The 24,265-nt window shown below is 59.6% G+C and carries 18 protein-coding genes and 1 pseudogene; 9 read left to right on the top strand and 10 right to left on the bottom strand.

What is annotated here, in order from left to right:
• Together ACP151_RS17385 and ACP151_RS17380 are read left to right on the top strand one after the other, a co-directional pair.
• A pseudogene (locus tag ACP151_RS17385) lies at positions 1-226 on the top strand (IS5/IS1182 family transposase); the annotation flags it as partial.
• 554 nt (positions 227-780) lie between these two features.
• Positions 781-2,073 carry an O-acetylhomoserine aminocarboxypropyltransferase/cysteine synthase family protein gene (locus ACP151_RS17380; protein ID WP_424980164.1) on the top strand — a complete coding sequence of 431 codons (1,293 nt, stop codon included), beginning with the start codon at positions 781-783 and terminating at the stop codon, positions 2,071-2,073.
• A 61-nt stretch (positions 2,074-2,134) separates the two neighbouring features.
• Here the strand turns inward: ACP151_RS17380 and ACP151_RS17375 are convergent, their stop codons facing one another.
• On the bottom strand, positions 2,135-2,851 hold the full coding sequence (locus ACP151_RS17375; protein ID WP_424980163.1) for an SIMPL domain-containing protein: 717 nt from the start codon (positions 2,849-2,851) through the stop codon (positions 2,135-2,137).
• Between the two features lie 255 nt (positions 2,852-3,106).
• Between ACP151_RS17375 and ACP151_RS17370 the strand changes: the two genes are divergently transcribed.
• Positions 3,107-5,410 (top strand): hypothetical protein, encoded by a 2,304-nt coding sequence (locus ACP151_RS17370; RefSeq protein WP_424980162.1) that lies wholly within the window; start codon positions 3,107-3,109, stop codon positions 5,408-5,410.
• A gap of 124 nt (positions 5,411-5,534) precedes the next feature.
• Here the strand turns inward: ACP151_RS17370 and hppD are convergent, their stop codons facing one another.
• Entirely contained in the window at positions 5,535-6,635 is a 1,101-nt protein-coding gene (hppD, locus tag ACP151_RS17365; protein ID WP_424980161.1) for a 4-hydroxyphenylpyruvate dioxygenase, read from the bottom strand.
• A 152-nt stretch (positions 6,636-6,787) separates the two neighbouring features.
• Between hppD and ACP151_RS17360 the strand changes: the two genes are divergently transcribed.
• The 3 genes from ACP151_RS17360 to ACP151_RS17350 all read left to right on the top strand — a co-directional run bounded on the left by ACP151_RS17360 (position 6,788) and on the right by ACP151_RS17350 (position 10,516).
• Entirely contained in the window at positions 6,788-7,243 is a 456-nt protein-coding gene (locus ACP151_RS17360; RefSeq protein ID WP_424980160.1) for an Lrp/AsnC family transcriptional regulator, read from the top strand.
• A 69-nt stretch (positions 7,244-7,312) separates the two neighbouring features.
• Entirely contained in the window at positions 7,313-8,533 is a 1,221-nt protein-coding gene (locus tag ACP151_RS17355) for a PAS domain-containing protein (RefSeq protein WP_424980159.1), read from the top strand.
• Positions 8,534-8,623: 90 nt separating this feature from the next.
• Positions 8,624-10,516, top strand: a complete 1,893-nt coding sequence (locus ACP151_RS17350; RefSeq protein WP_424980158.1) for a cation:proton antiporter — start codon at positions 8,624-8,626, stop codon at positions 10,514-10,516.
• Between the two features lie 665 nt (positions 10,517-11,181).
• On the opposite strand, the gene ACP151_RS17345 is transcribed toward ACP151_RS17350, so the two are convergent.
• A complete protein-coding gene (locus tag ACP151_RS17345) occupies positions 11,182-12,066 on the bottom strand; it encodes a LysR substrate-binding domain-containing protein (protein ID WP_424980157.1) in 885 nt (294 codons plus the stop codon).
• Positions 12,067-12,183: 117 nt separating this feature from the next.
• Here ACP151_RS17345 and ACP151_RS17340 point away from each other — a divergent pair, with 117 nt between their 5' ends.
• Positions 12,184-13,725 carry a trimethylamine methyltransferase family protein gene (locus ACP151_RS17340; protein WP_424980165.1) on the top strand — a complete coding sequence of 514 codons (1,542 nt, stop codon included), beginning with the start codon at positions 12,184-12,186 and terminating at the stop codon, positions 13,723-13,725.
• Positions 13,726-13,741: 16 nt separating this feature from the next.
• Complete coding sequence (locus ACP151_RS17335; protein WP_424980156.1) at positions 13,742-14,023, top strand: hypothetical protein; 282 nt, start codon at positions 13,742-13,744, stop codon at positions 14,021-14,023.
• 96 nt (positions 14,024-14,119) lie between these two features.
• Here the strand turns inward: ACP151_RS17335 and ACP151_RS17330 are convergent, their stop codons facing one another.
• The 3 genes from ACP151_RS17330 to cobT form a co-directional block, all read right to left on the bottom strand.
• The gene (locus tag ACP151_RS17330; RefSeq protein WP_424980155.1) at positions 14,120-16,249 is read right to left on the bottom strand and encodes a putative bifunctional diguanylate cyclase/phosphodiesterase; all 2,130 of its coding nucleotides are present in this window, start codon (positions 16,247-16,249) and stop codon (positions 14,120-14,122) included.
• A gap of 1 nt (position 16,250) precedes the next feature.
• Positions 16,251-17,228, bottom strand: a complete 978-nt coding sequence (locus tag ACP151_RS17325) for an ABC transporter substrate-binding protein (protein ID WP_424980154.1) — start codon at positions 17,226-17,228, stop codon at positions 16,251-16,253.
• 546 nt (positions 17,229-17,774) lie between these two features.
• The gene (cobT, locus tag ACP151_RS17320; protein ID WP_424980153.1) at positions 17,775-18,791 is read right to left on the bottom strand and encodes a nicotinate-nucleotide--dimethylbenzimidazole phosphoribosyltransferase; all 1,017 of its coding nucleotides are present in this window, start codon (positions 18,789-18,791) and stop codon (positions 17,775-17,777) included.
• Between the two features lie 99 nt (positions 18,792-18,890).
• Here cobT and cobS point away from each other — a divergent pair, with 99 nt between their 5' ends.
• Positions 18,891-19,649, top strand: a complete 759-nt coding sequence (gene cobS, locus ACP151_RS17315; RefSeq protein ID WP_424980152.1) for an adenosylcobinamide-GDP ribazoletransferase — start codon at positions 18,891-18,893, stop codon at positions 19,647-19,649.
• A 67-nt stretch (positions 19,650-19,716) separates the two neighbouring features.
• Here cobS and ACP151_RS17310 read toward each other — a convergent pair whose 3' ends face one another.
• From ACP151_RS17310 to ACP151_RS17295, 4 genes are all read right to left on the bottom strand, one after another.
• Positions 19,717-20,226, bottom strand: coding sequence for a CarD family transcriptional regulator (locus ACP151_RS17310; protein WP_424980151.1), 510 nt, complete (start codon positions 20,224-20,226; stop codon positions 19,717-19,719).
• Between the two features lie 299 nt (positions 20,227-20,525).
• Positions 20,526-20,864 carry a ferredoxin FdxA gene (gene fdxA, locus ACP151_RS17305; protein WP_024090808.1) on the bottom strand — a complete coding sequence of 113 codons (339 nt, stop codon included), beginning with the start codon at positions 20,862-20,864 and terminating at the stop codon, positions 20,526-20,528.
• Between the two features lie 62 nt (positions 20,865-20,926).
• Complete coding sequence (locus tag ACP151_RS17300) at positions 20,927-21,301, bottom strand: RNA-binding S4 domain-containing protein (protein ID WP_424980150.1); 375 nt, start codon at positions 21,299-21,301, stop codon at positions 20,927-20,929.
• Positions 21,302-21,308: 7 nt separating this feature from the next.
• Positions 21,309-24,236 carry a helicase-related protein gene (locus ACP151_RS17295; RefSeq protein ID WP_424980149.1) on the bottom strand — a complete coding sequence of 976 codons (2,928 nt, stop codon included), beginning with the start codon at positions 24,234-24,236 and terminating at the stop codon, positions 21,309-21,311.
• Between the last annotated feature and the right edge of the window lie 29 nt (positions 24,237-24,265).

The following is a 24,265-nucleotide window of genomic DNA, read 5'->3' as shown; positions in this document are numbered from 1 at the left end:
CGAGATACTGCGCGCTTCGCAACGCTTCGGCAGGGCGCTGTGGAAACGATGGAGTGGTTATCACATCCGAAGTCGCGTGGAGGCCAAAATGCTATGCCTCAAGGCATTCGGCGAACGCATCATGGCGAGGGACCCAGACAGACAAACCGCCGAAATCCACATCCGCATCGCTCTCATGAACCGATTCTCGGCCCTCGGCACCGCCGAGATCGTGTGTGATGGATGAATCCGCCGCGGAAAGGGGAAGCTCGTCCTCAAAACGAGTTGCGCAACAACGCCGCCCCGATGTCTCGTTGCACGCGCGGGCCGCCGGACCGTCCTTCTTTCACAACCGTCCATTCCGCCGGCCAGGTCCAGGAGGCTGACGATTTCACCCTCTTTCACGTCCTGGGCAATGCCTATCAGCGCGAGAAAAGCTTCCGAAAGCTTTCCAGAAGTCGCAAATATTCAGGTAGGACTCATTTGGCACGGTCAAAGTAAGGCACGTCACTAGACCGTTTCTTATGCCGACATGCGCCCAGTGAATGCGGCCACCGGAGACGGCATATGGCAAAAGGCCGCCCCCTTTAACACCGCTGCTGTGAACCTCTCCTTTGGGCTGCGCCTCCTGTCTTCAAGGTGTTGTCCGCGCAGTTTTCCTGCAATTTTTTCCCCAAGCTTCCCGCCGAGGCCTGAAGGAGCAAAAGACAAAAGCCCTTTGTTGCGTCATTCGCGCGATTGCCTTCCGGGCGCAGCCATGCTGAGGTGCGCGCAATAGACGTTTTTCAGGGAGACATACTGATGACCGACGCCCCTTCCTATGGCTTTGATACCTTGCAAATCCATGCCGGCGCCAAACCGGACCCTGCCACCGGTGCGCGGCAAACGCCGATTTACCAAAGCACGGCATATGTTTTCCGGGATGCCGAACACGCAGCCGCACTGTTTAACCTGCAGGAAGTCGGCTTTATCTATTCACGCCTGACCAATCCCACTGTTGCAGTGCTGCAGGAACGCCTGGCCACGCTGGAAGGCGGCGCTGGCGCTGTCTGTTGCTCGTCCGGCCACGCTGCGCAAATCATGGCCTTGTTCCCACTGATGGGACCCGGCTGCAATGTTGTGGCTTCGACCCGGCTTTACGGCGGCACCGTCACCCAGTTCAGCCAAACCATCAAGCGCTTCGGATGGTCTGCCAAATTCGTCGACACCGACGACCTGGACGCGGTCAAGGCAGCCATCGACGAAAACACCCGTGCAGTATTCTGCGAGTCCATCGCCAATCCGGGCGGCTATGTAACGGACATCCGGGCACTGGCAGATGTTTCTGACGCGGCGGGAATTCCGCTCATTGTCGACAATACGTCTGCAACGCCCTACCTGTGCAATCCGATTGCGCAGGGTGCCTCTTTGGTCGTCCATTCAACCACCAAATACCTGACCGGAAACGGGACAGTAACCGGCGGCTGCGTGATCGACAGCGGCAATTTCGACTGGTCTGCAAATGACAAGTTCCCGTCCCTGTCGGAACCTGAACCTGCCTACCATGGCCTCAAATTCCATGAGACTTTCGGCCCGCTTGCCTACACATTCCATGGCATCGCCATCGGGCTGCGGGATCTTGGCATGACAATGAACCCGCAAGCCGCGCATTACACGTTGATGGGCATTGAGACACTGTCTCTCAGGATGCAGCGCCATTGCGAAAACGCCCGCAAGGTTTCGCAATGGCTCGAGAATGACGACCGGGTCGACTACGTGACCTACGCCGGTCTGCCATCGTCACCATATTTCGAACGCGCCCAAGCCTGCTATCCTAAGGGTACCGGCGGATTGTTCACCTTTGCCGTCAAGGGGGGTTATGAGGCCTGCATCAAGCTGGTGGATTCGCTGGAGATCTTCAGCCATGTGGCCAATCTCGGCGATACCCGTTCGCTGATCATCCACTCTGCATCCACGACCCATCGCCAGCTGACACCGGACCAGCAAGAGGCGGCAGGCGCCAGCCCGAATGTTGTGCGCGTGTCAATCGGGATCGAAGACGCGGACGACCTGATCCGCGACCTGGATCAGGCGCTGGCCAAGGCCTGCGGGTAAACACCCGCCGCATCAGCAACAAAAAGCCCGGGTGACCGCCCGGGCTTTCTTCATTTCCACCTTAATCGCCGCCTGGAACCAGCAGGTCGAACACGACAGTGACATTCTGGGAGAACGTCAGTTCCCCGGCCTCTATTGGCATCGCATCGCTGCGTGCCATTTCCATTGCCATCATCGGGCGCCCGCCGCCGCCATGCTCTGAGATTGAGCGTACCGGCCCCAGCTCCATGCCGGCTGCTTCAGCCAGCTGCTGTGCTTTGCGAATGGCATCCCTGACCGCTTCGCCCCGGATTGCATCTGCTGCGGCTTCGGGATCTTTGACGTCGAATCTCAGACCATGGAAACGGTTCGCCCCGGCCTTCAGAACCGCATCAAGCACCGGTCCCAATTCCCCAAGTTCACGAACCCGCACCATCAAAATATTGGACGCCTCGAACCCGGTGATCTCGCGCCGGTTGCCGCTGTCATATGAGCGGTCCTGCGACCAAACCGGATGCATGGCTATTTGCTGGGTCTGCATGTCCTCTGCAGCAATGCCCGCATTTTTCAACCGGGCAATCACGGACCGCATGCTGTCAGCCACCGCCGACATGGCAACGGCAGCGTCTTCAGCCTCTTCTGTCACACCCAAGGTGATGGCGGCCAGTTCGGGCGCCATTTGCACTTTGCCTTCTCCAGTCACGGTTATCTGGCGCAGGTTTGCCGCTTCGCTGGCCACCACAGCGCCTGCGCTCATGGACAGCATGAGGGCGGCTGCCAGCAGTATCCTTGCCTTCATACGCAAATGCTCCTTTTTTCGAATGCTTGTTACATGGGGATGGCGCACTGCTGCCCGCAAGACCTGTGGTCTGTCTTTTCCTTTAACTCGGCGGGTTCCTGCTTTAAGGTTCGCGGCAAAACACCGGGCGCAGCAGCGGCCCCGGGCAGTATGGATTTGGATGGTTTGACCCAAAGCATGAAACCCGCTTTTGCTCTTTTACTCTCCGCTGACGGCATCGGCCTCCTGCACCGCGCCCCAGACGGCTGGCGAGACGTGGCAACTACGCCATTTGATACCGAAGATCTGCCCGCCGCGCTGGCCGGCATGCGCGCCAACGCATTGCTGCTGGAACCCAGCGGCATCCACAGCAAGCTGGTCCTGCCAGACGACCAGATCCGCTATCTGAGCCTCGAAACCGGCAACATACCTGCGGATGAGCGGATAGAAGCAGCACGTCAGGCTCTGGATGGCGCAACGCCTTATCCGGTGGACGAACTGGCCTTTGATATCTGCGCCCAGGACAAAGTGACCCACGTTGCTGCCGTTGCACTGGAGACACTCGACGAGGCCGAGACCTTTGCCGCAGAGCACGGCTTCGGGCCGGTCAGCTTTGTTGCAGCACCGCAGGATAGCGATTTTCAGAGGGAGCCGTGCTTTGGCACCACCCGGTTGATCCGGGGAACCGAGGTCGAACCAGACAGCGCCGTGGTCAAGGCGATTGGCCCGGCACAATTGCCAGCGGCCACCGCCGGAGATGTGTCTAAAGAGGAGGCCTCAGTCTCCGCGCACCCGGATCTTCAGGACCCGCAAGCCCGGCAGGAACCGCAGGACGCTGAACTTGAACCAAGCCACCCAAGGCCGAAACCCGCGGCCGTGCCACCAGCCCCGCCTGCAACCTCCAGTCAAGCTGCAGCCCCGAAACCGGAAACGCCCTCCGACACCACAAACGAAAAGCCGGGAACCGCTGCCGCCGCAATCCAACCCGCAGCGCCGCCGTCCCCTGAGCCGCTGATTGCTGGCCCGGCATCCTCGGAACAAAGTGGACCTGTAAAACCGCTGGGCACCGCCAGCCCTGCATTGGCAAAGGATGAGGCTGGTCAGCAGCGGGCCATTCCGCCCGCACCCGCAGCCCTGCGCGCGCACGCGCCTGCGGCCGCCGCTTTGCCACCGCAGGCCGATCCTGGCCATCAGCCGATGCCCTCCGGCAAGCCGCGCACCTATGGCTGGGCCCTGGCAGCAGTAGTTCTGCTGAGCCTCGCTGCAGTTTCGGGCTGGGCTGTTTTTGGCGAGGATGGCTTTCTTGCCGCCCGCAAGGATGCAGACCGCAATCTTTCCGCTGCCCCCGACGTTGTTGCCGACGACGCATCGCCGGACATGTCCGCCCCCCCTGCTCCGGCTCAATCTGACACCCAGGCTGAGGAAATCGCACCTCAAGTCAGCGTGCTGGCCGATCAGCCTGACCCGGTTTCCGGCGACGCTGACGGGACAGGGATGGAACCGACAGTAGAAGATGAAGCCGCCGCCGACGGCGTCGACCCACCCGAGGAAGGAACGGATACTGCCTTTCTTGATCCTGCGGCCTTGCAGCCAGGTGCCACAGAAATACGCACAGCAGACCCGCAGGATGAACTGGCGCAGGCGGCACGCTATGCGGCCACCGGTATTTGGCCTGTCGCCCCGGAACCGGATACCATTCCAACGGCCACCGGGCTGGACGAGCTTTACACCGCCTCCGTTGACAGCACCGAAATTGCGGCTGATGCCGTGGCTCTGCCGAAAGCGGAAACCTTTGCTGGCGACGAAGCTCCCGGCGTCATTGCTTCGCCCGCTCCAGCAAGTTCCACCTTTGACCTTGACGAGCGCGGATTGGTCAGGGCGACGCAGGAAGGCGCGATCAATCCCGATGGCATCACGGTCTATCTTGGCCGCCCCGCGAAGGTGCCGCCACCCGCACCGGGCCGCCGCGACCCTGCTGCTGCGGCACTGGAAGAGGAAGCGGCCCGCAATCAGGTTCTGTCGCGCAAACGACCCAAGGCCCGGCCTACGGACTTTGCAGAACAAGTGGAGAGGGCTCAGAACGGCGGCTTCAGTCGCGCCGAATTGGCAAGCCTTCGCCCGCGCAAGCGTCCGGCCAGCCTGAAACCCGCTGAGAATGAGCTGCCAGTCACCGCTCAGGCCGTCGCGTCGTCGGTTGTGCCCCGGAACCGGCCAGCGAATTTTGCCAATCTGGTAGACCGTGCCCGCCGCAACTCACAAAATCAAACGCAAACGCAAACGCAAACGGCCGCTGCTGTGCCCGCAGCCGCTGCAGCCGCTGCGCCACGCATTCCGACCAGCGCCTCAGTCGCCCGCCGCGCCACGGTCAATAATGCCCTCAACCTGCGCAAGCTCAACTTGATCGGCGTCTATGGCACCGCTGCCAACCGCCGCGCACTGGTGCGCCTTCCCTCTGGCCGCTACAAAAAGCTGCAAGTCGGCGACCGCATCGACGGCGGACGTGTGATAGCAATCGGAGAAGGCCAGCTGCAGTACCAGAAGGGTGGACGCAACCGCACTTTGACAATGCCCAAAGGGTAAGCTCTCCTGCAAAGCCTTTGCCCTCACGGTGCCTGTTGAGGGCCATCCTCTTCTGCGCAGGGGCAGTCAAAAAATGGCCGGGCCTGCATAGCAGGTCCGGCTTTGGTCAATCCAGCTGCAGCGCTTACTCTGCAGCCTGAATCTCACCGCTTTCGATCTGTTCGCGTTCGATCGATTCAAACAGCGCCTTGAAGTTTCCTTCGCCGAAACCGTCATCGCCCTTACGCTGGATAAACTCAAAGAAGATCGGCCCGATCACGGTTTTCGAGAATATTTGCAGCAGGATGCGGGTTTCGCCGCCGTCCACCACGCCTTCGCCGTCAATCAGGATGCCATGTTTCTTCATCCGGTCCACCGGTTCATCGTGCCCTCGCACCCGCTCCTTGGACAGCTCATAATAGGCGTCATTGGGGCCCGGCATGAAGTTCAGGCCTTTTTCGGCAATCGCATCGGTGCTGGCATAGATATCCTCGGTGCCGACCGCGATGTGCTGGATGCCCTCTCCGTTATATTTCTTGAGGTAGGACACGATCTGCCCGGTCTCGCCACGGTCTTCGTTGATTGGGATGCGGATGCGACCGCAGGGCGAGGTTAGCGCACGGCTGAAAAGGCCGGTGTACTTGCCCTGGATATCGAAAAAACGGATCTCTTTAAAGTTGAACAGCTCTTCGTAGAACTTGAACCACTTGTCCATGTTGCCCGTGTAGACGTTGTGTGTCAGATGATCGAGGTAATAGAACCCCTCGCCGCGCGGCTTTGACTGCTTCAGCCACTCAAATTCTTCATTGTAAGGCGAGGTGTCGTAATACTGGTCAATGAAGTAGATCAGCGAGCCGCCAATGCCCTTGATGGCAGGCACATTCATAACCTTACCTTCCCCCTCATAGGCCTCAGCCCCTTTTGACACAGCATGGTCAAACGCCAATTGTGCATCCGCAACCCGCCAGCCCATTGCCGGAGCGCAAGGGCCATGCTCCTCGACGAATTTTGCTGCAAAACTTTCGGGATCAGCGTTCAGGATATAGGTGACATCGCCCTGCTGCCACAGCTCTACCAGTGGCCGGCCTTTGCGATGGCCCACCAGCTCATAGCCCATACGGGTGAACAGCGCCCGCAGCTGCTCAGGCTCCGGGCTGGCAAACTCAACAAATTCAAATCCGTCAGTTCCTGCAGGGTTTTCGAGGGTAATTTCGGATTTCGGGGCGTTATGCGGGAAAGGACCCATTGCGTGTCTCCTTGACGTCATTCCGGGAATAATTGAATTCTTGCATCAAGAATACCGCATATATCCTGCAAACTATCCGCATTGTTTCGCAGATTTCCGTTGATGGGCGCGAAAGATTCGCGAAAATATGCCAAAAAAGGATCATTTCACGCATGCTGGACCCTACCGACACCAAGCTGCTGGCGGCTCTGCAGAAGAACGCCCATCTTACGGCTCAGGAACTGAGTGAAGTCCTGAACCTATCCCCCAGCCAAGCCGGGCGGCGGCGGCAACGGCTAGAGACGGAGGGCTATATCGAAGGCTACGCTGCCCGATTGAACCCAGCCAAGCTGGGGCTCACCGTGCAGGGGTTTGTGCAGGTGCATCTGGCCAGCCACGGCCCGGAACAATCCAAAGGATTCGCCCGGCTGGTGGCCAACCAGCCAGAGATCACCTCGGCCTGGACCATGACCGGAGAAGCCGACTATCTGCTGCGCGTCTACTGCGCCGATTTACAGGCGTTGAACACGCTCATTCATGAGGTTTTACTACCGCACCCCGGTGTTTCCAGGGTTCAGAGCCAAATCGTGATGGCACAATTAAAACGCGATGCGCCGCTGCCGACTTAACCAAGCAGGAAGGATTTGAACGTACAGATTAGGGCAGCAAAATTCTGTAACCCAAAGTGGAATTGTTACGTGTCCTTTGTAGACCGCCGTGTTGAACCCCGCCCAACCAGCGGCGAGGCTCCGTTTGGCCTCAATGAGGTGTTCTTTTCCCGCACCGACAGCCGGGGGGTGATCCGGGCCGGCAACTATGTTTTCCGCCGCGTCGGCGCCTATACCTGGGAAGAGCTGATCGGCGCTCCGCACAAGGTGATCCGCCACCCGGACATGCCCAAAGGCGTGTTCTCGCTGTTCTGGGAGACGATCCAAAATGGCGAAAGCATTGGAGCCTATGTCAAGAACAAGGCCAAGGATGGCTTGTATTACTGGGTCTTTGCCGTCGTGGTGCCGTGCCAGGACGGCTACTTGTCAGCCCGCATCAAACCCAGCAGCAAGCTGTTCGACGAAGTGCGCGCGGTTTACGGAAACCTCCTGAAGCGAGAAAAAGAAGAGGGCATCAAGCCGGAAGAAAGCGCACAGCATCTGCTCGACTGGCTCAAAAGCCAGGGTTACGAAGACTACCATCAATTCGCTGCTCACGCGCTCAGCCAGGAACTGATCGCGCGCGACGAAGGCTTGGGCAACCAGCAAAATGCCAGGATTCAGGAACTGCGGCGCATGCTAAGCGACGCCGAAACCCTGGCGGGCGAAACAGACGGTCTGATCGCAGATTTCGACGCCATGCACACAATCCCGCATAACCTGCGGGTGCTGGCATCGCGCATCGAACCTTCGGGCGGTCCTGTCACCGTTCTGTCACAGAACTATGGCGCCATGTCCCGGCAGATGTCTGACTGGTTCGGCGCTCATGTCATGGGTGAGAACAGCAATTTTGCCAAGATCAAGTCGTCGGTGAACGGCAGCCTGTTTGTCGAAGGCATGGCACGCATTCTGATTGAATGCGATAATCAGCTGCAGAAAGAACGCCGAGACCTGGGCAGCGCCGACATGGAAAATGAACGCCAGATCCTCAGCGAGCTGGTGAAGGATCAAGTCAAACGGTCTGAGGAAGGCATGAAGGAAGTGGACGACGAAGCCATCCGCATCACCAATGCCTGCCAGATCATGCACCGCCATTTCCTGGGCCTCAGCTCGACTCGCGTTCTGCTTAAAATCGAAAGCGCGCGCCTGACCGATTCCGGCGAAACCCTGGCCGATATCATCGATCAGCTTGGTGGCTTTCAGGAGCGGATCTCGCAACGGCTGGACCGGATTGGCAAGCTCAGCGAAGACATCCGGATGCTGGAACAATAAAGCCCGAGCGAGCGCTCTTTTGCCGCAGCAATTGACCCTGCCGCCGTAAAGCCATTGCCAAAGCCCGGGCAGGCTTGCGATACCTGTTTCATGGAAGAGTTTTTCTATCAAGCAACCATTTACCTTGGCGCCGCAGTCATCGCTGTGCCGCTGGCTGCACGTCTCGGCCTGGGCTCGGTTCTGGGATATCTTGCGGCAGGTATCGCCATTGGCCCGGTGCTGGGGCTGACCGGGTCAGAAACCGAAGAGTTACGCCATTTCGCCGAATTCGGCGTGGTGATGATGCTGTTCCTGATTGGCCTGGAACTGGAGCCACGCGCGCTATGGGCGATGCGGGACAAGCTGATCGGCCTGGGCGGCTCGCAGGTCGCCGCCTCAACTGTCGTGCTGATGGGGGCCGCAATAGCCGCGGGCGAGCCTTGGCATGTCAGCCTCGCTGTCGGACTGGCGCTGTCCTTGTCCTCCACCGCAATTGTCCTGCAGACATTATCTGAAAAAGGGCTGATGCAGACCGGTGGCGGCCGCGCGGCTTTCTCTGTGCTGCTGACCCAGGACATCGCTGTTATTCCGATCCTTGCCTTCCTGCCGCTTCTTGGCGTCTACGCCATCCCGCAATTTGCGTCTGACGGCTCCATTAGCCGGGAAGGTGCATCCGGTCATGGCGGCGGCCATGGTTCGCTGTCACTGGTCGACGGATTGCCCGGCTGGGCTGTCGCATTGGTTACGCTGGCCACGATTGCCTTCATCATCCTCGCCGGCATTTACCTGACCCGTCCCTTGTTCCGCTTCATCCATGCCTCCAACCTTCGCGAAATGTACACCGCACTGGCGCTGATGATCGTGGTTGGCATTTCCTTTCTGATGACACTGGTCGGCCTGTCACCGGCGCTCGGCGCCTTTCTGGCAGGTGTGGTGCTGGCCAACTCTGAGTTCAGACACGAGATGGAAAGCGACCTGAACCCCTTCAAAGGGCTGCTGCTGGGTCTGTTCTTCATCACCGTGGGCGCCGGTATTGATTACCGCCAGTTCCTGGCCGATCCAGGTGATCTGATTGGCCTGGCGCTTCTGGTCATTCTCGCCAAGGGAGCTGTGCTGTATTTCGTTGGGCGGGCCTTTGGCCTACGGCGTCGCCGGCTTTGGCTATTCACCCTTAGCCTCGCACAAGCCGGAGAATTCGGTTTTGTGCTGCTGGCGTTTTCCACTCAGCTTAGTGTCATTCCCGCTGCCCTGTCAGAGAAGCTTTTGCTGGTGATCGCGCTGTCAATGCTGATCACGCCCCTGCTGTTCATCGCCTACGACCTTCTGTCCAAACGCATGGGGGAACCGCTGCAAGCCCATGAACCGGACGAAATCGACGAAGAAGGACCGGTGATCATCGCAGGCATCGGCCGCTTCGGACAGATTGTGAACCGGCTGGTGCAGGCCAGCGGCTTCAAGACTGTGGTACTGGATCACGACATGGAAGCTGTGCAGCTGATGCGGCGCTTCGGGGTCAAGAGCTTTCTTGGCGACCCGACACGTCCCGAACTCCTGAAGGCTGCAGGCATCGCCAAAGCCAAGGTGTTTGTGGTGGCGCTGGATGACCCGGAAGGTGTGGTCAAAATGGTCACTTATGTGCGCCGCTCTTACCCTGACTTGCACATCATTGCCCGCGCCAAGGACCGCAATCACGTCTATGAACTGTTCAAGGCCGGAGCGGACGACATTGTGCGGGAAATGTTCGACAGCTCATTGCGCGCTGGCCGTTACGTGCTGGAGAATGCCGGGCTCAGCGAATATGAAGCCGCCCAGGCAGCGCAGACTTTTTACAGCCACGACCGTCAGAACCTGCGCGACCTGGCCCAGCATTGGATACCCGGCGTGCCCGCCAGCCAGAACCCTGCCTATATTCAACGCGCACAGGAACTGGAGAAATCCATCGAAAGTGCAATTTTTGACATGGCCGAGCGCAAAAGAAAGAGATCTTCGGAAGCAGCAGAGTAAAACACTCCCTGCCCTGCAGATCCGGCCTGCTCCATGGAGGAAGATTTTCAGGCAAAAGCTGTTTTGCGAACAAAGCACATCTTTGTCCGCAAACTCCCGCACCAGCATCGGCCGCCCTTTGCCCTGCCGCCCCACCCCGGAGCGCCGAAAACTGGCGTTTTCCAGCTCTGTCACGATGGCGAATTGGTGGCGCCACCTGGACAATGCATGGCAACCGGGACGTTCTTTCCAGTTGGGCTGAGGGCGCTGTCCTATTTGCAGTGCCGACGCAGGTCCCCCGGCTTTTCACAGGTCTCCGTATGGCTCATGAACAAATGCGCGCTCAGGGCTTCTGCCCGAAACGCGCTGTTAAGCGCCTCAATAAAGCCAGTGTCCTCGGGGTTTCCGGAGCGTGAGAACACGAGGCTAACGCCGTTGGCGCAGGCCCACAAAGCCTAGCCCCGCGTGATGAACGCGCTGCGGTTATCAGCTCTGATCAGCTTCCCGAAGGAATTTCACAGCTCTTTGCATCGAACCAGAAGGACAGAGCGATTTTTTCAGATTACGCTTGCCGATCCGCTGCAGGCAGCGCAAGGCTCGGGAACCTCGGCCATTTTTCGGCACAGCCGCCACGCTGCGTCGCACAAAGCACCGACACACTTGGCGCAACAGGAAATGGCAAATCGTCAGGACAGGCCAGCCTGTTGCCCCTGCAGCCAATTTGAAAACGCTGTGACACTGTCCCGGGACGCAACCTTGCGCGGGCGGACAAGAAAGTAGCCGTAATCCTGCAGGCTATCCGGTGAGAGGCGGAACAGCTTGCCCTCTTCCAGCTCTTGTTCAACCAGCGCGTCCATCAGAGCCACTCCCTGCCCGTTGACAACCGCCTGAACCCGCACGTTGGGGTCAGGGATGATCAGCGTGTCTCGTCGGGTCTGATGCGGCAATCCCGCGACAGTCAGCCAGTCCGTCCAGGCGTCGCTGTCATCGTGATCCCGCAACAAGGTAAAGGTTGAAACCGCCTGCTCCCAGCCGAGCCGCTCTACCGTTTCCAGTGCCGCAGCATTGCCTGCGGGAAATGCCGGGCACGGCAGGAACGGCGTAACGTCGCCATCCCCCCATTGCCCGCTTCCCCAGCGGATGGCGAGATCAACACCTTGCGCCTCAAGGTCGATCAGCCGGATCATCGGCTGCAACCGCAATTGGATGTCCGGGTGTTCCTGCATGAAGGACATCAGCCGCGGCGACAGCCAGCGGGCCGCGAAATACGTGGAAACACCCACTGTCAGGGTTCTGGTGGACAGCCCCTTGAGGGCCAGAATTTCGCCCTCGATTTCTTCGTAGTGGCTTTGGCAGGCGGCCAGCAGCTTGAGCCCGCCGGGCGTCAGCTCCACCCCACGGGCGCTGCGTTGAAACAGAGAAAACCCAAGATCCATTTCCAACGTTTTGACCTGATAGCTGACCGCGCCTTTGGTCATATTCAGAGCTTCCGCCGCATCAGAGAAACTCCGGTAGCGGGCGATCTCGGCAAACAGGCGCAAGCTGTCGTGGTGGCGAAATTCTACAGGCATGAGGTCAAGCGTATAATTTTCCTGAACATCGTGAGCAAATAAAATCGATTGCTGGCGGAACGAATTCCCAAAATATGGAGTCCGGGAAACACTTCAGGAGCCGCAACGTTGGGAAATATGAACGCTCAAACCCATATCACCCAGCGCGGCAGGTCGCGCCGGGGCAGGCTGACCCGGCATAATGCGCCGCAGGTCATACCGGTATACCAGCGCCGCAAGATCCCGGCCTACACTCTGCTGGACGAGGCCGCCCTTGTACGCATCGAAGCCCAGGCGGACTGGATCCTGGAACATGTCGGGGTCGAATTCCGTGGCGACGACACGGCGCTGGCGCTCTTTGCCGAAGCCGGCGCGCAGGTTGACGGCGTCCGGGTCCGGTTCGAACCGGGTCATGTCCGGCAGCTGTGCAAAACCGCCCCGACGGAGTTCCGGCTGCACGGTCGCGCACCGGCCCGCAGCGTCACGCTCGGCGGCGATAATCTGGTGCTGATGCCCGGCTATGGCTCACCCTTTGTCAGCGACCTGGAGCAAGGCCGCCGCTATGCCACGCTGGAGGACTTTGAGAATTTCGTGAAGCTTGCCCATATGTCGCCCGCGCTGCACCATTCGGGCGGGACTGTGGTCGAGCCTACGGACGTGCCGGTGAACAAGCGTCACCTGGACATGATGCTGGCCCATCTCACCCTGTCGGACAAACCCTTCATGGGCGGCGTCACCTCGGCGCAGGCCGCAGAAGACAGCGTTGCGATGGCGCGGCTGGCATTTGGCGGGGAATTCCTGGATCAAAACGCGGTGCTGCAGGCCAATATCAACGTCAACTCGCCACTGATCTATGACGACGTGATGTCGACATCCTTGCGCATCTACGCGGCGGCGAACCAATGCGTCTGCATCTCGCCCGCCATTTTTGCCGGCGCCATGGGGCCGCTTTCGCCAGCGGCTGTCGCCGCCCAGACGCTGGCCGAGGCGATGGCAGGAATTGCGCTGTCGCAGCTGGTGCGCCCTGGCTGCCCGGTTGTGTTCGGGAGCTTTCATTCTTCCATGAACCTGCGCACCGGTGCGCTAACTTTCGGCTCGCCCGAGGCGAACCTGACCACCATGGCGCTGAGCCAGCTGGGTCGCAGGCTGGGGGTGCCGGTGCGCTCCGGCGGCGGCCAGATCACGGCCTCGAATGCCGCTGACGGTCAGGCGATGCAGGACAGTGCAGACGCCATGTGGGCGACGCTGCTGTCTGGCGGCCATCAGATCTGGCACGCGGCAGGCTGGCTCGAAGGCGGGCTGGTGATGTCCTATGAGAAGTTCGTGATGGACCTCGACCACTGCGGAGCCATGCTGAAGATGCTGCAGGGGTTCCCCACCGATGATGAGGCCTTTGGCCGCGACTCCTACGCCGAGGCGGGACCGGGTGAGAACTTTCTCTCTACCAGCCACACCCTGCGCCACTACACGACCGCCAATTTCGAACCGCAGGTGCCCAGAGGCGGGCCCTTTGAAACCTGGGACGAAAACGGTCGCCGGGCCGCTGATCAGCGCGCCACGGCCCGGTGGCGGCAGATGCTGGCAGAGTATCAGCCACCGGACATGAACGACAGCGTACGCGCAGACCTGAACACCTATGTGGCAGAGCGCAAAGCCGCCATGCCTGACGAATGGTATTGAGAAAGGACCAACGAGAATGGCAGAAGAACTAAGCCGCACATCGGCACTTGCTTCCCGCCACACCGCCCTGGGCTCGGGGCTGGAGGACTGGAACGGCATGGGCACCGCCTGGAGTTACAGCACCGATCCAAACGACGAACACGACGCGGTGCGTGAGCGCGCCGACATGTTCGACATGTCGCCGCTGAAGAAGGTGTTTGTCCGCGGCAAGGACGCGCAGGCCGTGCTGGATCACCTGACCACCCGCGAGCTTTGCGCAGGTGAGCGTTTGCTCCGGACGCTGTTAGTAGCAGGCTAAGCAGCCAATGTCGGCGCTCACATGCGGATCTGCGGTTTCCAGCTGAGGAAAAGCTCGCCCGCACCGGTGCAGAGGCGGCCGCATTGAAGGCAATTCTCAAGCGACGCGGCGCTCTTTCTTTTTTGCCCATGCAATGAAGTCTTTGACACTGAGAGGTCGGGAAAACGCAAAGCCCTGGAGCGTATCAGCGCCGACTTCCGCTGCCGCATCTGCTTCTCCAAGGGTCTCGACACCCTCTACGATTGTGCTAACGGAAACGCGATTGGCCATATCAACGATGCCGCGAAGAAGGTCTTTGCGCTGGTCATCCTTGTCGACGCCGGTCACAAACATTCTGTCAATTTTCAACCGGTCCGGTTTCAGCGCCAGAACCGAGGCAAAGCTTGCGTGGCCCGTCCCGAAGTCATCGACTTCGATTTTTATCCCCATGTCCTTGAGCGCAGTTATGGTCAGTTCCAGCTCGCCTGAAACGTCATCTAGAAACGCTGTTTCGAGAACTTCAAAGGCCAGTCCGCTTTGCGGCAGATCAGGGCGCCGTCTGAGTTCTTCAAGCAATGTTGGCGACGTCAGCCGGTTTGCGGAAACATTGACAGACACCTGCGGTGCGCGCCCCAGTTCAGCCTCTATGGTCTTGCGGGCTTCAAGAGCCAGGTCCAGCACGCGGCGGTCAAGGTCCGCCTGCAGCTTCAGCTCCTCGGCGATTTCGACAAACACAGCAGGTGATTGACGGCCTCTTTTGGGGTGATCCCATCGCGCCAGCACTTCAACGCCTTGCAGCGCATAGGTTTTGGCACAAACTTGGGGCTGCACTTCGATGCTGATTTCATCCCGTTCCAGAGCTGTCTTAAAATCGTTGATGAGCTTCAGTTTGGCGTCATGCGCGGCCCCAAGAGTTGCGCTGAAAGCAACGGCCTGATTGCGGCCTCTGTGCTTTGCCTCATACAATGCCAGATCGGCGCGTTTCAGAGCATTCAACAGCTGCTCCCCCGGAGACAGCAGCGCCAATCCTATTGAAGCCCCAACACTCAATTCGACTCCTTTGTATTCCGTGGGGCACAACAATTCGTCCAGAAGCTGATCACAATACCACTGCGCATGCGTTTCGCTTCCGTCAAAATCGAGGACCAGAACAAACTCATCACCCCCGATGCGGAAGGCAGAACTTTGACCGGATACGGCACGGCTGATCAATCGCTGACCACAGGCTGTCAGAACGGCGTCCCCGGCCGCATGACCATACGTATCGTTGACGTCCTTGAAGCGGTCCAAATCGATCGCAAGCACCAATGTTCCGGAACTGTCCGGCTGGTGCCCCGCCATTTTTTGGGACAGTTCTTCAAGCAAAGTCCGGTTGCCCAGCCCGGTTAATGTGTCATGACGCGCAGCCAGAGCAGTTTCCTCTTGTGCTTCGCGCACAGCGTCCAGAGCGTCCCTGGTGCGCCGCTCCGCTTTGCGGGCGTGATCGGCGGCTTCCTGAGCCTTGCGATTGCTTTGTTCAAGCCGGGCGGCTTTGTCGGCAACCTCGTCAAAGGCCGTAATCAACCGGTTCTGCATCTCTGCAAACTCCCGCCCAAGCTGCCCAAACTCATCCGCCCTCTGCCAGGCCTCTGCGCTGAGAGGCTGCTGCAAAGTTGCGCCCGCGACATCATGGGTCAGATCTTTCAAAGGCCGCAGCGCTGCTTTGCGAAAGCCCAGCCAAAGCAGGGGAACCCCAAGTATCAGCAAGCCGATGGTTGTCCAGACGGATGTTTGAAACACGCGGGCAGCCTGGCTGCGGCTGGCGGCTGAATTTTCAACCAAACGATCCGCCAGTTCAGTCATTTGCTGCAGTTTGGCAACCAGCCGCCCGATCTGAATGCGCCGGAGCTGCGGCGACGTGCTGCCGCCGTCAAAGGTTATCTTGGAAAACGCTTTGGAAAGCTCGGTTGTGATCAGTTCCAGCTGTTGAGCATCCCCCCCCGATACCGCCTCTCTGTCCGCAAGCATGTCACGGACCCTATGAGTTTCATGGAGCCATTGCTGCTGGATTCTATCCGACGGGCGCTGCATCGCTTCCATCGCAAGCGCACCAAACGCTGTAACATGGCTCTTGATCACATTTGCCCGGTCATAAGCTTTGTAGGCAGAGGCCTGCTTCAGGTCACTCCACAATAAAAGCCCAATGACCGACGTCAGCAGGCAACCGCACAAGACGGCGACAATGCTGGACTTGTCGACGAGACGCATATCAATTCAAGCCAATAATGCTGATCGCAGCCGGATCTGCCTCTTTCAGTGCGTCTGCCGCGATGAGGTCAAGATAGTTCGGAACAGTGCCCTCGGATAACCCCAGATCGATCCTGAACCAGGCTTCATCCTCCATCAGGCGCAAAAGCGCCTGTGACAAAGTCAGTTTCAATGTGTGTTTGGGCCAAAGATATTCCATTGTCCCGGCATCCAGATCCAGCTGCCTGCCAACGATCTTTTTGGCTGTCTGAGGGTCAGAATCCGCAAGCTGCGCAGCCTGGAAAAGCATGCCCACGATATCATTTGCAACCTGCTGATTGGCAGATATCCAGCCGCCTGCGCCGTGCAGGACAAATTCGTAGTCATGCCATTCCTGATGCGGCAGCGGAATGAATTGATCGCCCAGTGCCGTTGCGGCCTTGCGCAGATAAGGATCCCACACGACCCCGGCATCAATGGAACCATCTGTAATTTCCGAAACGATCTCCGGCGGCAGCAGCGGCTTCATTGCACCTAGCTTGACACCGCTTTCCAGAAGTGCGCGGTGCAGTACGAAATGGGCAAAGCTGTTCTGAACAACACCCACCGTTTTACCTGCCAGATCCGCATAGCCCCGGATACCACGATCCGCGCGTGCAAAGACATCAATGGTCCGCGAACGCGACAAAGAGGCCAGAATTCTAAGGTCCGGACGGTCAAAAGTGACCGACACAAAGGCGAATTCCGAGCTTGTCGCAAGGTCGAGCTTGCCGCTGACCAGATCCTTTGCGGTCTTGGTTCCAGAAGTGTATTTAACGAGCTCGATGTTATGGCCACTGTCGCGGAGCAGGCCCATACCTTCTGCCAGCCAAACCAGCACCGCCGTCGGCGTCGCCCCGAGCCGTATGGGTTGGGCGGCGCTCAGCAAGCCAGGTGAAGACAAAGCAAGCGCGGTGCTGCCAGAGAGAGCAATTGCTTTCCTGCGAGTAAATCCAGACATGGCGAAACCTCCAAACCGTTGGCGCCGACAGCCACGAAGGCCCGCAAACCAAAACAACCTATGGGAATGCAAATTACCTGGATAGCGTACCGGATTGGTAAACCGATCTGGCATACAGCCGCCACAACCCGTTAATTCACCATAATTCCGGGCCTCATTTTGATTTTCCTTTTAACAACACCCTATAGGTGTTTTCCCACTGCCGGTGTGGATGCGGGATCGGGCGACCGGGTTCTTTCAGATGGGGAAACTGCAAGTTCATTTCCCTGCGGCGTGCCGTTACGGGCCATGCAAATGTTTTCCAGCCCCACCCGATCGGGCAAAAGTCTCCCTTGCCACAGGTAAGATCAGATCGTCGGCATCAAACAATGCCGCCCCGAGAAGGGATCCGCACGTCGGGGAAATGGACACAACATGCCGGCCAAGCGCCGTGCACAGGCCGCACGCCGGGGCCCGTGGGAACCCGGGGCAATTCAACCATTCGGAAGATACTGGCTGCCCCAGCTGCGATTTGGGCCAGCGGCGGCCCCAACAGCGCCGGAACGTTCAGCCGTCGGTCACTCCTGCCTCAGCAAAAGTGGCCATGCCGCTGTGGCAGGCAACGGCCCCCTTCAGCACTTGGATTGCCAATGCCGCCCCGGACGCCTCTCCCAGCCGCAGCCCAAGGGAAAGCAGCGGCTCCTTGCCCAGTTTCTCCAGCAATGCGGCATGCGCTCCTTCGGCACTTTGATGGCCCGCAACCGTATGGTCCAGCGCACCGTCTGCGGTCTGCAACAGGCACGCAGCCGCTGCACAGCAGATGAACCCGTCCAGGATCACCGGGATACACAAAACCCGTGCCGCTGCGATCGCACCCGCCATAGCGGCAATCTCGCGGCCGCCGAGACAAGCCAGCGCATCCAGGCCATCGCGGACCACATCACGGTGCAGGGCAACGCCTTCGGTGACCACCCGGGTTTTGTTTGCAAGCCCCGTATCATCTACACCTGTGCCACGCCCGGTCCAGTCTGCTGCCTCGCCGCCGAACAAAGCGCACGCCAGCGCGGCAGCAGGTGTCGTATTGCCGATGCCCATCTCTCCGACCACCAGCAAATCCGCACTCGGATCAACTGCATCCCACCCCGCCTTCAGAGCCGTCAGGAGTTCCTCCTGGCTCATGGCAGGCCCTTGGGTGAAATCAGCGGTGGGGCGTTCCAGATCAAGCGCATGCACATCCATGCGGGCGCCAGCCAGTTTGGCCAGCTGGTTGATGGCCGCACCACCATGTTCAAAGTTGATCACCATCTGCGCGGTGACTTCCGGGGGGAACGCGGACACCCCCTGCGCTGTAACTCCATGATTGCCAGCAAAGACAATCACCTGCGGCGCACAGATTTCAGGCCGTTCGCTTCCGCGCCAGCCTCCATACCAGACAGCCAGGTCCTCCAAACGCCCCAACGCTCCCGGCGGTTTTGTCAGCTGGCCATTGCGCGCAGCAGCACCGGCAACAGCCGCCGGGTCCTGTACAGGCGCGCCGACCAGTGCGGCGCGAAAATCATCTAGAGAGGAAAGCTGGGGCAGCATGTGAAAGCCTCGTTGCATCTGAGTGGCGGACGCGGATAAAGCGGGTTGTCCCTGTTTACCCGCTGGCGCTCCTGCCGCAAGCACCGCAATAGGCCCGTTATGCAAAAAAACGACATCCAGGCAAGAGACTTTCTGCTGGCGCTGGTTCTGCTGACCCGGCTGCCGCTGCCGCATTTGCCGCCGCAAGCATTCCAGCGCCAGGCCAAGTCTGTCTGGGCCTTTCCACTGGCGGGTCTTGCAGTGGCTCTGCCTGCCGCGCTGTGCGCGGCCTTGGCGTTGACCGTCGGCCTCCCTGCCGCAATAGCGGCCGGTCTTGCTCTGACGGCACAGGTTCTGCTGACCGGCGCCATGCACGAAGACGGGCTGGCCGACACTGCCGATGGCCTGTGGGGAGGATTCACCCGCGCGCGGCGCCTGGAAATCATGAAGGACAGCCGCATCGGCGCATACGGGGTTATTGCATTGATTCTAGGGCTAGGGTTGCGCTGGAGCGCATTGTCAGCACTGCTTGCAACGGCTGGCGTCTGGCCGCTTTTGGCGCTGGCAATGCTAAGCCGGGCAGTGATGCCGGTGCTGATGGCTGCGTTGCCCAACGCCCGCACCACGGGGCTGTCACAGGGCGTAGGGCGCCCCCGCGCCCTGCCCTGCCTGCTGGCCTCCGGACTGGCCATCCTTCTTTCGCTGCCACTGATTGGCAGCGCAGTCTTCGGCACGGCGCTGGCGATGGCCGCAGCCACCCTTGGCCTCGGCGCCCTTGCCAAGGCCAAGATCGGAGGCCAGACCGGTGATATCCTAGGGGCGTCGCAGCAAGTGGCCGAAATTTCCGGGCTTCTGGCTCTGCTCATCATCTGCGGCTAACCGGCCCGCCAGAAAAAAGGCCGCGCCCTAACAGGCACGGCCTCTCGAACTTGGTTCTGCGCCAGGATCAGGCAGCGCGGGAGGTCAGGACCTCATCCACCTGCTTGGCAGCGGCGATCTCATCGTGGCCGGACACAGCAGCCACTTCACGTGTCAGACGCTCCAGTGCGGCTTCATACAGCTGACGCTCGGAATAGCTCTGCTCGCGCTGATCGTCGGTACGGTGCAGGTCGCGCACCACCTCCGCAATCGAGATCAAGTCGCCGGAATTGATCTTCTGCTCATACTCCTGCGCGCGGCGTGACCACATGGCGCGCTTGACCTTCGCCTTGCCCTTGAGCGTTTTCATCGCTTGGGCGATCACGTCCGGAGAACTGAGGGAGCGCATGCCCACCTCGGTTGCCTTGTTGGTCGGCACCCGAAGGGTCATCTTGTCCTTTTCAAAGGTGATCACGAAAAGCTCCAGCGCAAAGCCAGCCACTTCCTGCTCCTCAATCGAAATGATCTGGCCAACGCCATGCGCCGGGTAGACCACATATTCATTGGGGCGGAATTCGAGCTTCTTCGATTTGGTCATACAGGTTCTTCCTCACTCATAACCGGGCGGCACCGGCGTTATGGCAAACAAACATCCAGATCCGGTCACATGAGTCTGACCAGCCTTCAGGACATTTTCTCTGCAGAAACACCGCCCATTACGCGCGCCACTGCTACGGCGCGCCGGGGGCGGACTCCGATTGTTTATGTCATTTGTCGGCTAAGTATATCATAAAAAAGGGCCGCCCGAAAGGCGGCCTGCTGGCAGTGCTCTGAAAAAACCCAGAACATTGCGGCAGATTTCCGCAAGAATGCGGCACCGCCGTGGAAGGTAGAGAATCAGCCGCCTTCGCCTGGCGCCTCAGAGAAATACTTCTCCATTTTGCCCTCTTCGCCATCACGCTCTTCATAACCCGGCATCGGGTCTTTCTTAGAAACAATCACCGGCCACAGCTCGGAGTACTTGCGGTTGAACTCAACCCATTTATCCATGTCCGGCTCTGTATCCGGACGGATCGCATCGGCCGGGCACTCCGGCTCGCAAACACCACAGTCGATGCATTCGTCAGGATGAATGACCAGGGTGTTCTCACCCTCATAGAAACAGTCCACCGGGCATACCTCGACACAGTCGGTGTATTTGCAGGCGATGCAGTTTTCCGTCACGACATAGGTCATAGTACCGAGTCCCGTTTTCCGTTTGCGCCTAGCTAATCCAGACGCGGCAACACTTCAAGGCGTCAAAAGCCCTGTGACTTGCGGGTAAGATCAAGCGCCCTGCGGGCTTTTTTGTCCGGGCGGCCTTTTCCTTCGAATTTGGGATTGGCTGGAATTTTTTCCTGCTTTTCCGTCATATCGAAGTACAGTTCCTGCGCTTCCGGTGCCGGACCGCGGCGCTCGCCGATGGCTTCAACCCGCACCACGCGGATCACTTTGCCTTGAGCAAAGGTCAGAACGTCGCCGGGAGTGACGTTCTGAGCCGGTTTCAGAGCCTTGGCACCATTGAGGCGCACATGACCCGCACTGACTTGTTTGGCGGCCAGGCTGCGGGTTTTGAAAAACCGTGCATGCCATAGCCACTTGTCGATGCGGATCTTGGGCGCCCCATCAGTCATGGCGGAATCAGTCGCCCTGCTTCAGCCCCATCAGCGCTGCAGCAAAGGGATTATCCGGGTCGATCTGCTTTTCCTTCTTGGCAGGACGCGAAGAATAGGTCTTGGCCCCCTGATCCTGGCGCGGACCGCCTTTGCGACCCGGCTTGCCCCGACCACCATCACGGTCACCGCCTTTGGCACCGCGCGGCTTGCCCTTGCCGCCAGGCTTACCGTCGCCCTGCGGACGGCGGTTTTGCTGGCGCTGGCCGCCGCCTTGGCGTCCGCCGCGGTTGCCACCCCAGGTAAAGGTGTAGAAGATCTCAACCTCAGGCTCCGCATCGGCAGGCGCTTCGGATGTGGCCTCAGCAATCTCTTCTGCAGGTGCTGCTTCCACTTCAGCAGCAGGAGCTTCCGCAACGGCGTCTTCAGCAGGAACTTCCGCAGTTGCATCCGCAGTTGCATCCGCAGTTGCATCCGCAGAGGTCTCCTGCGCGGGTGCTTCGGCCGCAACCTTGTCTGCCGCGGGTGCTTCCTCTGCAGTTTTGGCGGGTTTAGCTTCGGGGTCAGCCGCTGCCGGCTTTACCTTCTCGCGCTCCCCCTTTTCGGCCTTGTAGCCTAGCCCCTGCATCAGGTCTGCAAACTGCTCCAACGTCATGCCGGTGATCGACAGCATATCCGCCTTGGCTTCAAAACCGCCACGGCTGTCTTCACTGCGCAGCATATCGGCAAGACGCTCCAGCATATCGATGCGGATCATCCGCTCGCCCGCTGCACGGTAGCCCGACATAGTGTCGTAGCCCTCAGGCGCATCCTTGACAGACGGTACAGTGACCAGACCCGGCGGTGGTGATTCCGGGAAATCCTGCAAGCCGTTTGCCAAAGACCACAGCACCAGACGCAGACGGGTCGGCGCGGGCTTCAGCAGCAGCGGCATGAAGATAGTGAACTGGCCAAAACGGATGCCATGCTTACGCAGCGCGCCACGGGCGTCCTGGTCCAGGTCCTTCACCTCTTGCACGACGCTCGCACGGGGCAGCACGCCAAGGTTCTCGACCATCCGGAAAGCAAAACCGCGCGCAAGACCGCTCAGTTCTTCATCCTTCTGCAAATTCAGCAAAGGCTCGAACAGCGCATTGATCTTACGGGTGATAAAATGCAGCAGGCGGCGCTCGACCTTCTGGGCCACATCCGGTCCGGCGGCATCATCCACAAAGACCTCGATCTGCGGGTTCAGCGCGTCCGAGCCGGCAACCAGCTTGCCGATCGCATGCTCACCCCACATCAGGCCGCCTTGCTCGGTAAAATCGATCTCGGTATCAGGCGCATTATAGAACCGGTCCGCACGCAGATGGAATTGCGGTGCCAAAGCCTGCAACGAGGCGGCCTTGAGAGCTTTCGCCTCAGTGCCTTGCGCAGCTTTGTCCGGGCTGAACCGGAACCCTTCCAAACGGCCGACGAATTCACCTTCGACCGTCACTTCACCCTTGTCATTCACTTCGGCCAAAAGGGCCTCCTTCTGTTTGAGCCGGCGCAGCAGCACAGACGTGCGCCGGTCCACAAATCGCTGAGTCAAACGCTCATGCAGAGCATCCGACAATCTGTCTTCTACAGCGCGCGTCTCTCCGCGCCAATGGCTTTCGTCACGAAGCCAGCCATTCCTTTGCGCGACATATGTCCACGTGCGGATAAATGCCAATCTTTTCGACAATGTGTCGATGTTGCCGTCGGTGCGGTCAATTCGCTTGATCTGGCGAGCCATCCAGTCGTCCGGAACCACGCCGCCGCCGTGCAGATGCTCAAAAATCACCCCCAGCAATGACGCATGTTCCGCATGAGAAATGCCCCGGAAATCCGGGATCCGGCAAACATCCCACAAAAGCCTTACCGACTGCGCATTGGTCGTGCGCGAGATGATGGCAGATTCGCGCGACAGCATTTTCAGAGCACCCAGATCATCCGCCTCACGTGCCTTGACCAAATTCTCATTTGCGGGACTTGCTTCGAGCGAGTTGATCAAGGCCTCAACCGTGCCGAACTGCAAATCTGCAGAGCGCCAGTTGAGCTTTTTCAGCGGCGTGAACTGGTGGTTCATGATGGCTGACGCGGTGCCCTCGTCCAGCGGCCGTGCGTCGCCGGTGACCCCAAAGGTACCATGGCTCATCCCGCGGCCAGCGCGGCCTGCGATCTGCGCCAGCTCGTTGGGCGCCAAGGGCCGCATGCGCCGGCCGTCGAACTTGGTGGTGGAGGAAAAAGCCACATGATCAATGTCGAGGTTCAGCCCCATGCCAATGGCATCGGTGGCCACCAGATAGTCCACTTCGCCATTCTGATAGAGTTCCACCTGCGCGTTACGTGTACGCGGGCTCAGGGCCCCCATCACCACAGCAGCTCCCCCTTTTTGGCGGCGGATCAGCTCAGCAATGGCATAGACATTATCAACAGAAAACCCGACGATCGCTGACCTCGGCGGCATTCTGCTTATCTTTTTCGAACCTGCATACGCCAAGTCGGACATCCGCTCGCGCCGAACGAATTCGACCCCCGGCGCCAAGGCCGCGATCGGTCCGCGCATCGTGTCTGCGCCCAGAAACAGCGTCTCCAGCGTTCCGCGGGCGCGCAGCAAACGGTCGGTGAAGACATGGCCGCGCTCGGGATCGGCACAGAGCTGGATTTCGTCGATCGCCAGGAAGTCGCAGCCCATGCCTTCGGGCATCGCTTCCACAGTACAGATCCAGTACTGCGCCCGCGGCGGCACAATGCGCTCCTCGCCGGTGACCAGCGCCACCACCGACGGCCCGCGAGCCGCCACCACCTTGTCGTAAACCTCCCGCGCAAGCAGGCGCAGCGGGAAACCCATGACACCAGTGCGGTGGCCCAGCATCCGTTCGATGGCGTAATGGGTTTTGCCCGTGTTGGTCGGGCCCAGAACGGCCACGATCCGCGATGCGTTTGCCATTGCTTCAGCCCCCGCCCCCAAAAGAGGGG

The organism is Leisingera sp. S232, assembly GCF_049800895.1.
In the GTDB taxonomy this organism is placed as follows: Bacteria; Pseudomonadota; Alphaproteobacteria; order Rhodobacterales; family Rhodobacteraceae; genus Leisingera.
Note: the sequence above shows the minus strand (reverse complement) of the source record. Positions and strands in the feature narration are given on the sequence as shown.

Excerpts from the sequence above, each read along its gene's own strand:
- ACP151_RS17325 (WP_424980154.1), bottom strand. The coding sequence starts at position 17,228 with ATGTCTGGATTTACTCGCAGGAAAGCAATTGCTCTCTCTGGCAGCACC.
- hppD (WP_424980161.1), bottom strand. The coding sequence starts at position 6,635 with ATGGGTCCTTTCCCGCATAACGCCCCGAAATCCGAAATTACCCTCGAA.
- ACP151_RS17330 (WP_424980155.1), bottom strand. The coding sequence starts at position 16,249 with ATGCGTCTCGTCGACAAGTCCAGCATTGTCGCCGTCTTGTGCGGTTGC.
- ACP151_RS17360 (WP_424980160.1), top strand. The coding sequence starts at position 6,788 with ATGCTGGACCCTACCGACACCAAGCTGCTGGCGGCTCTGCAGAAGAAC.
- ACP151_RS17340 (WP_424980165.1), top strand. The coding sequence starts at position 12,184 with ATGAACGCTCAAACCCATATCACCCAGCGCGGCAGGTCGCGCCGGGGC.
- ACP151_RS17295 (WP_424980149.1), bottom strand. The coding sequence starts at position 24,236 with ATGGCAAACGCATCGCGGATCGTGGCCGTTCTGGGCCCGACCAACACG.
- fdxA (WP_024090808.1), bottom strand. The coding sequence starts at position 20,864 with ATGACCTATGTCGTGACGGAAAACTGCATCGCCTGCAAATACACCGAC.
- ACP151_RS17300 (WP_424980150.1), bottom strand. The coding sequence starts at position 21,301 with ATGACTGATGGGGCGCCCAAGATCCGCATCGACAAGTGGCTATGGCAT.
- cobT (WP_424980153.1), bottom strand. The coding sequence starts at position 18,791 with ATGCTGCCCCAGCTTTCCTCTCTAGATGATTTTCGCGCCGCACTGGTC.
- ACP151_RS17335 (WP_424980156.1), top strand. The coding sequence starts at position 13,742 with ATGGCAGAAGAACTAAGCCGCACATCGGCACTTGCTTCCCGCCACACC.
- ACP151_RS17310 (WP_424980151.1), bottom strand. The coding sequence starts at position 20,226 with ATGACCAAATCGAAGAAGCTCGAATTCCGCCCCAATGAATATGTGGTC.
- cobS (WP_424980152.1), top strand. The coding sequence starts at position 18,891 with ATGCAAAAAAACGACATCCAGGCAAGAGACTTTCTGCTGGCGCTGGTT.
- ACP151_RS17345 (WP_424980157.1), bottom strand. The coding sequence starts at position 12,066 with ATGCCTGTAGAATTTCGCCACCACGACAGCTTGCGCCTGTTTGCCGAG.
- ACP151_RS17375 (WP_424980163.1), bottom strand. The coding sequence starts at position 2,851 with ATGAAGGCAAGGATACTGCTGGCAGCCGCCCTCATGCTGTCCATGAGC.
- ACP151_RS17350 (WP_424980158.1), top strand. The coding sequence starts at position 8,624 with ATGGAAGAGTTTTTCTATCAAGCAACCATTTACCTTGGCGCCGCAGTC.
- ACP151_RS17380 (WP_424980164.1), top strand. The coding sequence starts at position 781 with ATGACCGACGCCCCTTCCTATGGCTTTGATACCTTGCAAATCCATGCC.